Source organism: Stenotrophomonas sp. YJH_SMC_19 (assembly GCF_059367915.1).
In genome coordinates, this window is the sequence record NZ_JCAFRI010000003.1 from 149762 (window position 1) to 164401 (window position 14640).

Below are 14640 nucleotides of genomic sequence, written 5' to 3' on the forward strand. Positions count from 1 at the left end.
CGCCCAGTCTACTGTCTGGGCGTAAACGGCCTGCGATTGTACGGACTCGCCAATGGAATCTGCTCAATGGCCCTCGAATTCACCCTGAACCACGTTGCTCCGGCCGCCGCCGCCGTTGATTGCCTGGTGGTCGGCGCGTATGCCGACCATACCCTGACCCCCGCCGCACAGGCCCTGGACGCCGCCAGCGGCGGCCGCCTGGCCTCGCTGGCCCAGCGCGGCGACCTGTCCGGCAAGACCGGCGCCACCACCCTGCTGCACGACCTGCCGGGCGTGTCCGCCCCGCGCGTGCTGGTGGTCGGCCTCGGTGACGCCGCCCGCTTCGGTGTGCCGCAGTACCTGAAGGCCGTTGGCGACGCCGTGCGCGCGCTGAAAGCGGGCGCTACCCGCAGCGCACTGTTCACCCTGTCCGAAGTGGCCATCAAGGACCGCGACGCGGCCTGGGCGATCCGCCAGGCGGTGATCGCCGCCGATCACGCTGCCTACCGCTACACCGCCACTCTGGGCAAGAAGAAGGCCGACGACGCCGGCCTGGCCCAGCTGGCCATCGCCGGTGACGACGCCCAGGCCCTGGCCCAGGGCCAGGCCATCGCCGCCGGTGTCGAGTTCGCCCGCGAGCTGGGCAACCTGCCGCCGAACTACTGCACCCCGGCCTACCTGGCCGAGGTGGGCGTGAAGTTCGCCGGTGAGCATGACGGTGCCGAGGCCGAGATTCTCGATGAGCACCAGATGGAAGCGCTGGGCATGGGCTCGCTGCTGGCCGTGGCCCGTGGTTCGGCCAACCGCCCGCGCCTGGTGGTGCTGAAGTGGACCGGCGGCGGCGACGCCAAGCCGTACGTGCTGGTCGGCAAGGGCATCACCTTCGATACCGGTGGCGTCAACCTGAAGACCCAGGGCGGCATCGAAGAGATGAAGTACGACATGTGCGGTGGCGCCAACGTCATCGGCACCTTCGTCGCCGCGGTCAAGGCCAAGCTGCCGCTGAACCTGGTGGTGGTGGTGCCGGCGGTGGAAAACGCCATCGACGGCAACGCCTACCGCCCGTCCGACGTGATCACCTCGATGTCGGGCAAGACCATCGAAGTGGGCAACACCGACGCCGAAGGCCGCCTGATCCTGTGCGATGCGCTGACCTATGCGCAGCGCTTCGAACCGGCCGCGCTGGTCGACGTCGCCACCCTGACCGGTGCCTGCATGGTCGCCCTGGGCCACCAGACCGCCGGCCTGATGAGCAAGCACGACGACCTGGCCAATGAACTGCTGGCCGCCGGCGAGCATGTGTTCGACCGCGCCTGGCGCCTGCCGTTGTGGGACGAGTACCAGCCGATGCTGGATTCGACCTTCGCCGACGTCTACAACATCGGCGGCCGCTGGGCCGGCGCGATCACCGCGGGCTGCTTCCTGTCGCGCTTCACCGAAGGCCAGCGCTGGGCCCATCTGGACATCGCCGGCGTGGCCAGCGATGAAGGCAAGCGTGGCATGGCCACCGGCCGCCCGGTCGGCCTGCTGAGCCAGTGGCTGCTGGACCAGGCCGCACGCGCCTGATGCCGTACCCGACCCTGGCCGGCCCCCGCTGGCCAGGGCCTCGCCCGGCACCGCCGGGCCCCTGCCTGACCCGGATCCTGCCATGCCCCGCGCCGACTTCTACCTGATCGCCAAGCCCCGCTTCCTGACCGAGCCGCTGCGCCTGGTCTGCGAACTGGCGCGCAAGGCCAACGACGCCGGGTTGTTCACCCTGGTGCTGGCCCGCGACCAGGCCCAGGCCGAGGAGCTGGACGAGCTGCTGTGGGCGTTCGACAACGATGCCTACATCCCGCACCAGATCGCCGGCGAAGACATGGACGAGGAAGAGGCCCTGGTGCTGATCGCCGTACCCGGCACCGACGCGCCGGCACGCCCGCTGGTGATCAACCTGCGCGATGAACCCTGGCTGGGCCAGTGCGAACGCGTGCTGGAAGTGGTCCCGGCCGATCCGGAAGCGCGCGAACCGCTGCGCGAACGCTGGCGCCAGTACAAGGCCGCCGGTTACGAGCTGAACAAGCACGACATGTAAGCGCGCCCCGGCCCCCTTGATGGGCCGCCGCCGCGCCCTGATCCTTCAACGATTACCTCCTGGTTCCCCCGCATGACCCAACTCGCCTCCAGCTACGACCCGAAGTCCTTCGAGACCGACCTCTACGAGGCCTGGGAGAAGGCCGGCCACTTCAAGCCGTCCGGCAAGGGCGAGCCGTACACCATCCTGCTGCCGCCGCCGAACGTGACCGGCACGCTGCACATGGGCCATGCGTTCCAGCAGACCCTGATGGACGCGCTGGTGCGCTACCACCGCATGCGCGGCTACGACACGCTGTGGCAGGTCGGTACCGACCACGCCGGCATCGCCACCGAAATGGTGGTCAGCCGCAACCTGGCGCTGGAAGGCAAGGGCGAGACCCGTGATTCGCTGGGCCGCGAAGGCTTCATCGGCAAGGTCTGGGAGTGGAAGCAGCAGTCCGGCGATACCATCGAGCGCCAGATGCGCCGCCTCGGCACCTCCGCCGACTGGTCGCGCAGCACCTTCACCATGGACCCGCAGCCGTCGGCGGCGGTCAACGAAGCCTTCGTGCGCTGGTACGAGCAGGGCCTGATCTACCGCGGCCAGCGCCTGGTCAACTGGGACCCGGTGCTGAAGACCGCCATTTCCGACCTGGAAGTGGAGAGCGCCGAGGAAGACGGCTTCCTGTGGTCGATCGCCTACACGCTGGATGAGGGCCTGAGCTACGAGCACGTCGAGCGCGATGCCGACGGCGTGGAAACCCTGCGCGAAACCCGCGACTACCTGGTGGTCGCCACCACCCGCCCGGAAACCCTGCTGGGCGATACCGCGGTGATGGTGCACCCGGAAGACGAGCGCTACGCGCACCTGATCGGCAAGAGCGTGGTGCTGCCGCTGACCGGCCGCCGCGTGCCGGTGATCGCCGACGACTACGTGGACCGCGCGTTCGGCACCGGCGTGGTCAAGGTCACCCCAGCGCATGATTTCAACGACTACGAAGTGGGCGTGCGCCACAGCCTGCCGATGATCAACCTGTTCACCCCGGTGGCAGCGCTGAACGAAAACGCGCCGGAGCGTTTCCAGGGTCTGGACCGCTACGCCGCGCGCAAGGCCGTGCTGGCCGAACTGGAAGACCTGGGCATCCTGGTCGAGACCAAGGCGCACAAGCTGCAGGTGCCGCGCGGTGACCGCACCGGCCAGGTGATCGAGCCGTACCTGACCGACCAGTGGTTCGTGAAGATGGACGACCTGGCCAAGCGCGGCCTGGAACTGGTCGAGGACGGAAGCATTTCCTTCGTGCCGCCGAACTGGATCAACACCTACCGCCACTGGATGAACAACATCCAGGACTGGTGCATCAGCCGCCAGCTGTGGTGGGGCCACCGCATTCCGGCGTGGTTCGACGAAGCCACCGGCAGCTGCTACGTCGGTCGCAGCGAAGAGGAAGTGCGGGCGAAGCACAACCTGGGCAGCGACGTGGTGCTGAACCAGGAAAGCGACGTGCTGGAGACCTGGTTCTCCTCGCAGCTGTGGCCGTTCTCCACCCTGGGCTGGCCCAACGAGCAGGCCATGGCCGAGCGTGGCTTCGACCGCTACCTGCCGTCGTCGGTGCTGATCACCGGCTTCGACATCATCTTCTTCTGGGTGGCGCGCATGATCATGGCCACCGACAACCTGGTCGGGAAGATCCCGTTCAAGGACGTCTACTTCACCGGCCTGATCCGCGACGGCCAGGGCCAGAAGATGTCCAAGAGCAAGGGCAACGTGCTCGACCCGCTGGACATCATCGACGGCATCAGCATCGACGACCTGGTCGCCAAGCGCACCGGCGGCCTGATGCAGCCGAAGATGGTGGAGAAGATCGAGAAGGCCACCCGCAAGGAATTCCCCGACGGCATCGCCGCCCACGGTGCCGATGCGCTGCGCTTCACCATCGCCGCGCTGGCCACCCACGGCCGCGACATCAAGTTCGACATGAACCGCGCCGAGGGCTACAAGAACTTCTGCAACAAGCTGTGGAATGCCAGCCGCTTCGCGCTGATGAACACCGAGGGCGCGGCGTTCACCGGCGTTCCCAGGCCGCGTACCGATGCCGAGCGCTGGATCCTCGCGCGCCTGGCCGCCACCACCGCCGAAGCGCAGGGCCATTTCGCCGCCTACCGCTTCGACCTGCTGGCGCAGTGCCTGTACGAGTTCGCCTGGAACGCGTTCTGCGACTGGTTCCTGGAACTGAGCAAGCCGGCACTGAACGGTGCAGACGCCGCCGACGCCGAAAGCACCCGCCACACCCTGCTGTATGTGCTGGAAGCGCTGCTGCGCCTGCTGCACCCGCTCACGCCGTTCATCACCGAACAGCTGTGGCAGCAGCTGGCCCCGCGCCTGGGCCTGGCCGAAACCACGCTGTCGCTGCGCCCGTACCCGACCGCCGCCGAGTTCGAAGGCGATTTCGCCCAGGCCGAGGCCGACGTGGAATGGCTGAAGGCGGTGATCAGTGCCGTGCGCCGCGTGCGCAGTGAGCTGAACGTCGCGCCGTCCAAGCTGGTGCCGCTGCGCCTGCAGGCCGGGCTGGAGCAGGACCGCGTGCGCATCGAACGCTTCAGCGCCTCGCTGTCGTTCCTGCTGAAGCTGGACAGCATCCAGTGGCTGGCCGAAGGCGAAAGCGCACCGCCGGCCGCCGCCGCGATCGTGGGCGAGCTGAAGCTGCTGGTGCCGCTGGAAGGCCTGGTCGATCTCGATGCCGAGCGCGTGCGCCTGGACAAGGAAATCGCCCGCGTCGAAGCGGAGAAGGAAAAGAGCGAGACCAAGCTGGCCAAGTTCACCGACAAGGTGCCGCCGGCCGTGGTCGAGCAGGAGCGCGTGCGACTGGCCGACTGGAACACCCAGCTGGCCGGCCTGCGCGAGCAGCGCGCGAAGCTCTAAGCGCCGCGCTCTGGTGCGTGCCAACCAGGGTTGGCACCTGCCCTGCCCCGCTCTGGTGGGTGCGGACCTTGGTCCGCACTGAGCGATGTGCCAACCAAGGTTGGCACCCACCAAACCCGGAACATTTCCCCGGCATGGCATCATCGCCCGATGCCTCTTTCCATCTTCCTGCTGGTCCTCGCGGCTGCGGCCCTGCATGCCAGCTGGAATGCGATCGTCAAACGCGGGCCGGACAAGTTCCTCGGCACCGTGCTGGTCACCGGCAGCGCCGCGCTGCTGTCGGCGGCCGCCCTGCCCTTCCTGCCGTTCCCGGCCGCGCACAGCTGGCCCTGGCTGGCTGCGTCCGTGCTGCTGCAGGTGACCTACTACGGACTGGTGGCACGCTGCTACCAGCAGGTCGACATGAGCCTGGCCTATCCGCTGATGCGTGGCAGCGCGCCGATCCTGGTTGCGCTGGCCGGCACCCTGCTGGGCGAGCAACTGCCCCCGGCGGCGTGGCTGGGCGTGGTGCTGGTGAGCACCGGCATCCTGTGCATGGCACTGGGCGCACGTGGCGGCCAGCTGCGGCTGCCGCTGCTGACCGCGGCGATGATCGCTACCTACACCCTGGTCGATGCGCAGGGCGCGCGCCAGTCCGGTAGTGCGCTCAGCTATACGCTGTGGCTGTTCCTGCTGTCAGGCATCCCATTACCGCTGTGGGCGTTGTACACCCGCGGCAGCGCAGTGCTGGACTATGCGCGCCAGCACTGGCCGCTGGGACTGGCCGGTGGCGTCGGCACCACGGCGTCCTACGCGATGGCATTGTGGGCCATGACCCAGGCGCCGGTGGCGATGGTCTCGGCGCTGCGCGAATCGTCGATCCTGTTCGCGTTGCTGATCTCGGTGTTCCTGCTGCGCGAGCGGATTCCGCGCGCGCGCTGGCTGGCGGCGGCGCTGATCGTCGGCGGTGTGTTGGCACTGCGGCTGGCGTGAGAAAAGCGTGCCAACCAAGGTTGGCACCTACCACGGCAGGTGACGTGTCGATGACAGCGGAGATCCACCGGTAGTGCCGGCCGCTGGCCGGCAACCCTTCTCCGTTACAACGGCGGCATCGTCTGCAGGTCGCCGTCGACCAGTTCGATCGCCATCACCACCGCGTCTTCGCGGCCCTGTGCGGCCGGATAGTAGCGCGGACGACGGCCGATCTCGTTGAAGCCTTCGCTGTGGTACAGCGCCAGCGCCGGCGTGTTGGACGGACGCACTTCCAGGAATACACGCTGCGCACCGCGGTTGCCTGCCAGCTGCACCAGTGCGCGCAGCAGTTGACGACCCAGCCCACGCGACTGCGCCAGCGGATCGATGCAGATGTTCAATACATGTGCCTCATCGGCGGCAATGCTGAGCACGCCGTAGCCGATCAGCTGGCCATCGCGCTCCATCGCCAGGCCGGGATAACCGGCACGCAGGCAATCAACGAAGATGCCGCGGGTCCATGGGAACGGATACCCACGCACTTCAATCGCCATCACCGCATTGAGGTCGCTCTCGCGCAATGCGCGCAGGCTGACCGGGCCGGGCTGGCTGACCGCACTCATGGTGCGCCCCGCTTGCGCAGGGCGCGCAGTTGCGGCCACAACGCGCGCTTGGCGGCCGGGTCCTGACGCAGCTGGTCCAGCGGCCAGCTGTCCATCAGCGCCTGCGTGGCAGGGTCGTTGGGATTACAGCCGGAGGCACGCAGCAATGCGATCTGCAGGCGATCCGGGAGCCGCACCACCGGCTGCCGCGCACTGCCACCCGGCAGCGGGCGGGCAGCGGCGGGCGCGGTGTCCGGTGCGCTGACCGGGGTCTCGCGACGCGGCGGCACCGGGCGTTCCTGGCGGGAACCCGGTTTGGCTTCAACCGGAGGCTCGCGCGCGGGTGCGATTGGTGCCCGCACCTGCTCCACCGCTGGCGCGGCAGCCGCATCGGCTTCGGCCACGCTCAACTGCAGCGCGGCATCCAGCTCCGCAGCCAACTGGCCGTCGTGATAGACGGTGTAGCCCATGGCCTGCAGCCAGGCCTGCTGGGCCGGTGACCACAGCACGGGCAGTTCCTGGCTCACGCGGCCTCGGGCTTCTTGCGCAGGCGCTGCACGGCCCACATCACCGGGCCGGACAAGGCGTACAGGATGCCGACCGTGAACAGCACGCGCGGCAGATCAATGACCGCGATGGCGATGGCGACCGGCACCAGGGCCAGCACCAGGAACGGCACGCGGTCGGAACGGGTGCCCTTGGCGCCGCCACCCTTGAAGCTCCAGAAGCGGATACGGCTGACCATCAACAGCGCCGCGACGATCGTCACCGCCAGCGCCACGTAGCGCAGCTGGTTGCCGTCCCAGCCCAGGTTGCCATCGGCGAAGGCCCAGACGAAGGACATCATCAGCCCGGCCGCGGCCGGGCTGGCCAGGCCGACGAACCAGCGCTTGTCGACCACCGCGACCTGGGTGTTGAAGCGGGCCAGGCGCAGCGCCGCGCAGGCGGCATACAGGAAGGCCACGGCCCAGCCGACGCGGCCGAGCAGCGGGTCATCGAACTTCAGCCACGACAGCGACCAGTGGTACATCACCAGCGCCGGGGCCATGCCGAAGCTGACCAGGTCGGCCAGCGAGTCGTACTGGACGCCGAACTCGCTGCTGGTACCGGTCAGGCGCGCCACGCGCCCGTCCAGGCCATCCATCACCGCCGCCACGAACACGGCGATGCTGGCATTGACGAAATCCCCGTTGGCCGCGGCGATGATCGCGTAGAAGCCGGCGAACAGGCCGGCGGTGGTGAACAGGTTGGGCAGCAGGTAAATCGTGCGCGAACGCGGCGGCGGTGTGATCGGGTCCATGGAATCCAGTTTAATCGACTTGCCAGTGCTCGGCGCCAATGCTGCAATCGGCGTTCTACGCCCATTCCGCGGAGTTTGCCATGCGTGCCCTGTCCTGCCTTGGATGCCTGCTGCTGTTGGCCAGTGCCAACGCCGTGGCCGGCCCGGTCTATAAATGGAAGGACTCCCATGGCGTGACCCAGTATTCGGAGACCCCGCCGGCGGGCAAGAAGTTCGAGACCCGCGAACAGGCCCGCACCCCGCAGGCCGCGGCCAGCGCCGAGACCCCGGCCGCGCCGGTGCCGGAGCAGTGCAGCACCGCCCGTGCCAACCTGGCCCTGCTGGAAGGCTCCGGCCAGGTGATGCAGGACACCAATGGCGACGGGAAGGCCGATACCGCGTTGACCGCGGAACAGCGCAGCGCGCAGAAAGGATTGGCTGAAGCGGCCATCAAGGCGTACTGCCCGGCGGAGTGAGGGTATCGGCAGGGCTTGCAGCCCTGCACCTGCTTCAAGCAACGGCAACGTCAAATGCCAAAGCGGCTCTGGTTTTCTACTGGTTTGGCGGAGCGGTGTGGGCTGGCAGGACACGCCGTAACCCCCCCTTCCGGGGTCCGGCCCAGCCGCTGGCGGCTGTGCGTTCGGGCGCTTGCGAAGCAGTGCTTCGCAAGCAAAGCGCCCTCACCCCTGGGGGCTCGATGGCGCCATCCATGGCGCCAACGGTCCTGCCAACCCACACCGCCCCACCCCCGACAGGTTCCTGGTGACGGTGGTAGATCCACGCCATGCGTGGATGAAATCTGTCAGATCTCGAATTGAATCCGGGGTCAGATCCGTTTTCCTGCGGAAAACGGATCTGACCCCAGGAGCCATTCCGACAGCTCGCAGGAAACTGTCGAAGGCGGGGTGGGTCCGGTTGCGGGAGTGTCCGCGGCATGGATGCCGCGGCCAAGCCCCCAGGGATGGGTTTACGGCGTCTCCCGCAACCGGACCCACCCCGCCTCCCACGGGAAGCCCGCTGTTGCTTCGGCAGTTGCTTCTGAGGTTGCCGGCCAGCGGCCGGCACTACTGCGGGTGCAGGGCGCAGCCCTGCCGATACCCCTCTCCCCGGCCGGGCTGGCAGAATAGGCGTCTCTGCCGTTATCCGAAGCCGACGATGCGCCTCTCCCAGTTCCACCTGCACACCACCAAGGAAACCCCCAGCGACGCCGAGCTCACCAGCCACCGGCTGATGCTGCGCGCGGGCATGATCCGCAAGCTGGCATCGGGCCTGTACACCTGGTCGCCGCTGGGCCTGCGCGTGCTGCGCAAGGTTGAACGCATCGTGCGCGAGGAAATGGACCGCGCCGGTGCCGTGGAATTCCAGATCCCGACCATCCAGCCGAAGGAACTGTGGGAGCAGACCGGCCGCTGGCAGAAGTTCGGCCCGCAGCTGCTGAAGATCAAGGACCGCAAGGACCAGGTGTTCTGCTACAGCCCGACCGCCGAAGAAGCCGCCTGCGACTTCGCGCGCAGCGAGCTGTCCAGCTACAAGCAGCTGCCGGTGAATTTCTACCAGGTACAGACCAAGTTCCGCGACGAGATCCGCCCGCGCTTCGGCGTGATGCGTTCGCGCGAATTCCTGATGAAGGACGCCTATTCGTTCCACCTGCACGATGAGTGCCTGGTGCGCGAATACGAGAACATGAAGTCGGCCTACAGCCGCATCTTCACCCGCCTCGGCCTGGACTTCCGCATGGTGCAGGCCGACTCCGGTGCGATCGGTGGCGATGCCTCGCAGGAATTCCACGTCATCGCCGATTCCGGCGAGGACGCGCTGGTGTTCTCCACCGGTTCGGACTACGCCGCGAACATGGAAGCGGCGATCGCCGCCGACCCGGCACCGCGTGCGGCTGCCAGTGAAGCCATGCGCAAGGTCGACACCCCTACCCAGAAAACCTGCGAGGACGTCGCGGCGCTGCTCGGCATCGAGCTGCAGCGCACGGTGAAGTCGGTGGCGCTGATCGCCGGTGAAGGCGAAGCACAGCAGTTCGTGCTTGTGCTGGTGCGCGGCGACCATGAGGTCAACGAAATCAAGCTGGCCAAGGTTGCCGGCCTGGACGAACAGCGCTTTGCCAGCGAGGCGGAAATCGCCGAGTACCTGGGCAGCGTGCCGGGCTTCCTCGGTCCGGTCGCCCCGGCCAAGGCCATCCGCGTGGTCGCCGACCGCGAAGTGGCCGCGATGTCCGACTTCGTCGTCGGCGCCAACGAAGCCGGTTTCCACCTGGCCGGGGTCAACTGGGGCCGCGACCTGCCGGAACCGGAAGTGGCCGACATCCGCAACGTGCGTGCCGGTGACCGCGCGCTGGACGGTGGCGAACTGAAGATCGCCCGTGGCATCGAAGTCGGCCACGTGTTCCAGCTCGGCCGCAAATATGCCGAAGCGCTGGATGCCACCGTGCTGGACGAGAACGGCAAGGCGGCGGTGATGGCGATGGGCTGCTACGGCATCGGTATCTCGCGCGTGGTGGCTGCCGCGATCGAACAGAACCATGACGATGCCGGCATCATCTGGCCGGACGCGATGGCGCCGTGGCAGGTGGTAGTGTGCGTGATCAACCCGAGGGGCGACGCCGCCGTGGCCGATGCTGCTGCCAGCCTGCTGCAGGAACTCCGCGACGCCGGCCTCGATGCCGCGCTGGACGACCGTGGCCTGCGCCCGGGTGCGATGTTCGCCGACATGGAACTGATCGGCATCCCGCACCGCGTGGTGGTGAGCGAGCGCGGCCTGGCCGCCGGTACCTACGAGTACCGCTCGCGCCGCGCCAGCGAAGCGGAAAGCCTGGACAAGGCCACCCTGCTGCAGCGACTGCAGGGCTGATCAGGAGAAGACCGGGGCACGCCTCGGTCTTTTTTTTTGCCTGTCGCCCAGTTGAGCAATATTGCAGCGGACATAATCCGGTCAAAATCGACGCAATGCAGCCGGGATGCTGCCAGGCCATGACCCGCCTGCATTTGTGCTGTGATTAATTCATCTTTATTCTGTCCCGCGACGCCATGGACTGGCTCGTCCCGTCCACATTTTAGTTTCCGGAGTAACCGTAAATGAGCATTGACCTGACCGGCCTGTCGGCACGCGAGCTGGGCGCCCTGATCCGTACCGCCAAGAAGCAGCAGACCATCGTCGCCAAGCGCCGGCCAATCACCAAGGTCCGGGCCCAGCTGACCAAGCTGGCCAAGACCGAGGGTTACACCATTGAAGAACTGTTCGGCGGCGCCCCGGCACCGCGCGCGCGCAAAGCCGCCCCGGCAGCCAAGGCACCGTCCAAGACCGCCGGCCGCAAGTTGGGCAAGGTTGCCCCGAAGTACCGCAACCCGGCCAACCCCAAGGAAACCTGGACCGGTCGTGGCAAGCAGCCGCGCTGGATGGCCGAGCTGACCGCCAAGGGCAACAAGAAGCCGGAAGATTTCCTGATCAAGAAGGTCTGAGGCCGGATCGGGATGCAATGAAAAACGCCGGCGGAAGCCGGCGTTTTTCATTCTTCGGTGTGCGGGCCAACGGTCCACACCTACAGGGTTTTGCGCGCCGGCATCAGCAGGTTGCCGAACAGCAGGCCGGCCACCAGCGCCATCACCACGTTGAGCACGGTGAGGAACACGCTTTGGCCCGCGCCAACGTCCTGCTGCTGGACCAGGGTCAGCACGCCGCGCAGGCTGGTGCTGCCGGGCACCATCATGATGATGCCGGGCAGGCGGATGATCGCTCCTGGGCGGCCAACGAGGCGGCCGAACAGATTGCCACCGGCGGTCAGCAGCATCGCTGACAGGAAGATGCCGGCCGGCGCGCCCCAGGCGTGCCCGCCGAACTTGGAGATCGCGTAACCCGCCACCGAGGCTGCGATCACCCACGGGTAATCGCGCCGGTTGGCCTTGAACAGCATCGCGAAGGCGAATGCCGCGGTCAGCAGCGAACCCCACTCCACCCACGGCCCCTGCGGCCGCGTGGCGCGGATCACCGGGTCCAGGCCGAGTACATCGGCCAGGGTCACCGCGATCATCGCGCCCACGCTGAGCTTCATGATGGTGGTCAACGCGCCGGCGAAGCGCGCGGTACCGGAGACCCAATGCTGGCTGGCGAGTTCATTGACCGCATTGGTCAGCGACATGCCCGGCAGCAGCACCACCAGCGAGGCGATGATCACCGTGTTGAGGTTGAGTGCGCCGACAAAGGACGCGACCAGAGTTGCGACCATGCCGGCCAGCAGCGCCGCCAGCGCCTCGGCCGCTTCACGGGTGGCCGGGCGACGGTCGGTGACCATGCCGAGCAGGCCGATCATCAGCCCGATGACACCGGCGGTGGCGATGTCCAGCCACGGCAGCTTCCACATGCCGGCCACGCCGGCCGCGCCCAGGGTGAATGAAAGAATGGTGCGCAGCTTGCCGCGCCGGCCCGGATCCTTGTCCAACTGGCGCAGTGCGGTGTGGCCTTGGGCAATGCTCATCCGCCCGTTGGCCACTTCCTCGGCGATATGGTCGGCGACGCTGAGCTTGTGCAGGTCGTTCTCGCCGGGTGCCAGGCGGATCACGCGGGTGATGTCGCTGGAACCGATCGCCTGTGCCGGGTCGCTGAAACTGAGGATGATACCGGTGGGATTCGACCACGGTTCACAATCCAGATCGAGCTGGCGGGCCAGTGCCACCACTGCCGTTTCCAGGCGCTGGGCCGTGGTGCCGTAGCTGTGCAGGCGTCCGGCGATCTCGGAAACAAAGGCCACGCGCTGCGCGTAGGTGGCCTGGGGCGTGGGGATCGTGTGAGCGTCTGCGGACATGCGCCGTAGTATTACCTACTGCCGGGCCGCACTGGATAAATTCATCCGGGTTCGACGCGATGCCCCAGACAGAACGGTTATGCTGCGACCCGAATGGCCCAAGTGACCCCGAACCACGCCCCCCAGCTCGAACAGGATGCCCATGACCCGGGCCTGATCCGCCTGTCCGGCACCTGGACCTTGAAGACCGCGCTGGCCGCGGCCGAAGTCCTGCGCGGCGTTCCCGACACGCTGACCGGCATCGACGCCACCGGCATCGAGAAGATGGATTCGGCCGGCGTGCTGCAGGTACTGCGCGTAGCGCATCGCGCCGACCTTGGCGAGGACGCGTTGCAGTTCCGGCCGGACCACCAGGCACTGGTCTGCACCATCGAGGAAGTGGCTGACGACCGGCCCCGGCCCAAGCGCGATTTCGGCGTGCTGGCGGCGCTGGAACGGCTCGGTGTCAGCGTCCATGCCACTGGCCACAACATCAAGGCGCTGTGCAGTTTCCTCGGCGAGAACCTGGTCAAGGCAGCACGCCTGGTCAAGGAGCCCCGCCGTTTCCGCCTGACCGCCACCGTCCACCAGATGGAGCAGGTCGGGCTGGACGCAGTACCGCTGGTGGCGCTGCTGTCGTACCTGGTCGGCGCGGTGATCGCCTTCCTCGGCTCGACCATCCTGCGCGACTTCGGCGCCGAGATCTACGTGGTCGAGCTGGTCAACATCGCCTTCCTGCGCGAGTTCGCGGTACTGCTGACCGCGATCGTGCTGGCCGGCCGCACCGCCAGTGCGTTCACCGCGCAGATCGGCGCGATGAAGGCGCGCGAGGAAATCGACGCGATGCGCACGCTGGGCCTGGATCCGATCGACCTGCTGGTGCTGCCACGCCTGCTGGCGCTGCTGGTCACCCTGCCCCTGCTGACCTTCATCGCGATGATCGCGGGCCTGGCCGGCGGCATCACTGTCGGCGCGTTCGACCTCGACATCCCGCCGCAGATGTACATCGCGCGCATGCACGAGACGATGGAAGTGCGGCACATGCTGGTCGGCCTGTCGAAGGCGCCGGTGTTCGCGCTGGTGATCGGCCTGATCGGCTGCCTGGAAGGGCTGAAGGTGGAAGGCACGGCGCAGTCGGTCGGTGAACGCACCACCTCCAGCGTGGTGCAGACGATCTCGCTGGTGATCATCATCGACGCCTTCGCGGCGTTGTGGTTCATGCACATGGACTGGTGACATGAGCACGCATCCGACTCCCGAAGAAATACCCATGCAGGACGGCGACGGCCACGACCTGGCCATCCGCGTGCGCGGGCTGGTCAACCGCTTCGGCAGCCAGACCGTGCATGAAGACCTGGACCTGGAGGTGCGCCGTGGCGAGATCCTGGGCGTGGTGGGTGGCTCGGGTACCGGCAAATCGGTGCTGATGCGTTCGATCCTCGGCCTGCGCGTGCCCGATGCCGGGCAGATCGAAGTGCTCGGCCGCGACGCGCGTGCCGACGATGCCGAGAGCCGCCTGCACATCGAGCGCAACACCGGCGTGCTGTTCCAGGACGGCGCCCTGTTCTCTTCGCTGACCGTGGGCGAGAACGTTCAGGTGCCACTGAAGGAGCACCACCGCGAACTGCCCGAGCGCTGGCATTACGAACTGGCGCTGCTGAAGGTGAAGCTGGCCGGCCTGCCCGCCGATGCGATCAACAAACTGCCCTCGCAGCTGTCCGGCGGCATGCGCAAGCGCGCCGGCCTGGCCCGGGCGCTGGCGCTGGATCCGCCGCTGCTGTTCCTGGATGAACCGACCGCTGGCCTCGACCCGATCGGCGCGGCCGCCTTCGACCGCCTGATCAAGACCCTGCAGGAAGCACTGGGGTTGACCGTGTTCCTGATCACCCATGACCTGGACACGCTGTACGCCATCTGCGACCGGGTCGCGGTGATCGCCGACCGCAAAGTGGTGGCCAACGCGCCACTGCCGGACATCGAGAAACTGGATCATCCGTGGATCCAGGAATACTTCCACGGACCGCGTGCGCGTGCCGCGCGCGGCGAACAGATCGAGAGTGCCTGAGCC

12 protein-coding genes and 1 pseudogene are annotated in these 14640 nt (G+C 67.4%); 9 read left to right on the forward strand and 4 right to left on the reverse strand.

Annotation, left to right across the window (positions count from 1 at the left end; all coding sequences use genetic code 11):
• Nucleotides 1-66: 66 nt before the first annotated feature.
• The 4 genes from AC5P5R_RS05245 (at nucleotide 67) to AC5P5R_RS05260 (ending at nucleotide 5926) form a co-directional block, all read left to right on the forward strand.
• Complete coding sequence (locus AC5P5R_RS05245) at nucleotides 67-1545, forward strand: leucyl aminopeptidase (protein ID WP_005412193.1); 1479 nt, start codon at nucleotides 67-69, stop codon at nucleotides 1543-1545.
• 82 nt (nucleotides 1546-1627) lie between these two features.
• A complete protein-coding gene (locus AC5P5R_RS05250; protein WP_005408012.1) occupies nucleotides 1628-2053 on the forward strand; it encodes a DNA polymerase III subunit chi in 426 nt (141 codons plus the stop codon).
• A gap of 72 nt (nucleotides 2054-2125) precedes the next feature.
• Nucleotides 2126-4954 carry a valine--tRNA ligase gene (locus AC5P5R_RS05255; RefSeq protein ID WP_100438862.1) on the forward strand — a complete coding sequence of 943 codons (2829 nt, stop codon included), beginning with the start codon at nucleotides 2126-2128 and terminating at the stop codon, nucleotides 4952-4954.
• 150 nt (nucleotides 4955-5104) lie between these two features.
• On the forward strand, nucleotides 5105-5926 hold the full coding sequence (locus AC5P5R_RS05260; protein ID WP_012479101.1) for an EamA family transporter: 822 nt from the start codon (nucleotides 5105-5107) through the stop codon (nucleotides 5924-5926).
• A gap of 104 nt (nucleotides 5927-6030) precedes the next feature.
• Here AC5P5R_RS05260 and rimI read toward each other — a convergent pair whose 3' ends face one another.
• The 3 genes from rimI to pssA are packed head-to-tail and all read right to left on the reverse strand — an operon-like array spanning nucleotide 6031 to nucleotide 7807.
• Nucleotides 6031-6528 carry a ribosomal protein S18-alanine N-acetyltransferase gene (gene rimI / locus AC5P5R_RS05265; protein ID WP_032964690.1) on the reverse strand — a complete coding sequence of 166 codons (498 nt, stop codon included), beginning with the start codon at nucleotides 6526-6528 and terminating at the stop codon, nucleotides 6031-6033.
• Complete coding sequence (locus tag AC5P5R_RS05270; protein WP_099527094.1) at nucleotides 6525-7034, reverse strand: hypothetical protein; 510 nt, start codon at nucleotides 7032-7034, stop codon at nucleotides 6525-6527. Before AC5P5R_RS05270 ends, rimI begins: the two co-directional genes overlap by 4 nt.
• Nucleotides 7031-7807: a CDP-diacylglycerol--serine O-phosphatidyltransferase gene (pssA, locus tag AC5P5R_RS05275; RefSeq protein ID WP_012479098.1), complete on the reverse strand. Its 777-nt coding sequence runs from the start codon at nucleotides 7805-7807 to the stop codon at nucleotides 7031-7033. Before pssA ends, AC5P5R_RS05270 begins: the two co-directional genes overlap by 4 nt.
• An 80-nt stretch (nucleotides 7808-7887) precedes the next feature.
• On the opposite strand from pssA, the gene AC5P5R_RS05280 reads away from it, so the two are divergent.
• From AC5P5R_RS05280 to AC5P5R_RS05290, 3 genes and pseudogenes are all read left to right on the forward strand, one after another.
• The gene (locus AC5P5R_RS05280; RefSeq protein WP_060379973.1) at nucleotides 7888-8262 is read left to right on the forward strand and encodes a DUF4124 domain-containing protein; all 375 of its coding nucleotides are present in this window, start codon (nucleotides 7888-7890) and stop codon (nucleotides 8260-8262) included.
• Nucleotides 8263-8941: 679 nt separating this feature from the next.
• Entirely contained in the window at nucleotides 8942-10645 is a 1704-nt protein-coding gene (locus tag AC5P5R_RS05285) for a proline--tRNA ligase (protein ID WP_099561836.1), read from the forward strand.
• Between the two features lie 224 nt (nucleotides 10646-10869).
• A pseudogene (locus AC5P5R_RS05290) lies at nucleotides 10870-11250 on the forward strand (H-NS histone family protein); the annotation flags it as partial.
• A gap of 83 nt (nucleotides 11251-11333) precedes the next feature.
• On the opposite strand, the gene AC5P5R_RS05295 reads toward AC5P5R_RS05290, so the two are convergent.
• Complete coding sequence (locus tag AC5P5R_RS05295; RefSeq protein WP_005408003.1) at nucleotides 11334-12593, reverse strand: threonine/serine exporter family protein; 1260 nt, start codon at nucleotides 12591-12593, stop codon at nucleotides 11334-11336.
• A 93-nt stretch (nucleotides 12594-12686) separates the two neighbouring features.
• On the opposite strand from AC5P5R_RS05295, the gene AC5P5R_RS05300 reads away from it, so the two are divergent.
• Complete coding sequence (locus AC5P5R_RS05300) at nucleotides 12687-13808, forward strand: ABC transporter permease (RefSeq protein WP_005408002.1); 1122 nt, start codon at nucleotides 12687-12689, stop codon at nucleotides 13806-13808.
• A gap of 1 nt (nucleotide 13809) precedes the next feature.
• Nucleotides 13810-14637: an ABC transporter ATP-binding protein gene (locus AC5P5R_RS05305; RefSeq protein ID WP_100438861.1), complete on the forward strand. Its 828-nt coding sequence runs from the start codon at nucleotides 13810-13812 to the stop codon at nucleotides 14635-14637.
• The last annotated feature ends 3 nt before the right edge of the window (nucleotides 14638-14640 follow it).

Excerpts from the sequence above, each read along its gene's own strand:
- AC5P5R_RS05245 (WP_005412193.1), top strand. The coding sequence starts at position 67 with ATGGCCCTCGAATTCACCCTGAACCACGTTGCTCCGGCCGCCGCCGCC.
- AC5P5R_RS05250 (WP_005408012.1), top strand. The coding sequence starts at position 1,628 with ATGCCCCGCGCCGACTTCTACCTGATCGCCAAGCCCCGCTTCCTGACC.
- AC5P5R_RS05255 (WP_100438862.1), top strand. The coding sequence starts at position 2,126 with ATGACCCAACTCGCCTCCAGCTACGACCCGAAGTCCTTCGAGACCGAC.
- AC5P5R_RS05260 (WP_012479101.1), top strand. The coding sequence starts at position 5,105 with ATGCCTCTTTCCATCTTCCTGCTGGTCCTCGCGGCTGCGGCCCTGCAT.
- rimI (WP_032964690.1), bottom strand. The coding sequence starts at position 6,528 with ATGAGTGCGGTCAGCCAGCCCGGCCCGGTCAGCCTGCGCGCATTGCGC.
- pssA (WP_012479098.1), bottom strand. The coding sequence starts at position 7,807 with ATGGACCCGATCACACCGCCGCCGCGTTCGCGCACGATTTACCTGCTG.
- AC5P5R_RS05280 (WP_060379973.1), top strand. The coding sequence starts at position 7,888 with ATGCGTGCCCTGTCCTGCCTTGGATGCCTGCTGCTGTTGGCCAGTGCC.
- AC5P5R_RS05285 (WP_099561836.1), top strand. The coding sequence starts at position 8,942 with ATGCGCCTCTCCCAGTTCCACCTGCACACCACCAAGGAAACCCCCAGC.
- AC5P5R_RS05295 (WP_005408003.1), bottom strand. The coding sequence starts at position 12,593 with ATGTCCGCAGACGCTCACACGATCCCCACGCCCCAGGCCACCTACGCG.
- AC5P5R_RS05300 (WP_005408002.1), top strand. The coding sequence starts at position 12,687 with ATGGCCCAAGTGACCCCGAACCACGCCCCCCAGCTCGAACAGGATGCC.
- AC5P5R_RS05305 (WP_100438861.1), top strand. The coding sequence starts at position 13,810 with ATGAGCACGCATCCGACTCCCGAAGAAATACCCATGCAGGACGGCGAC.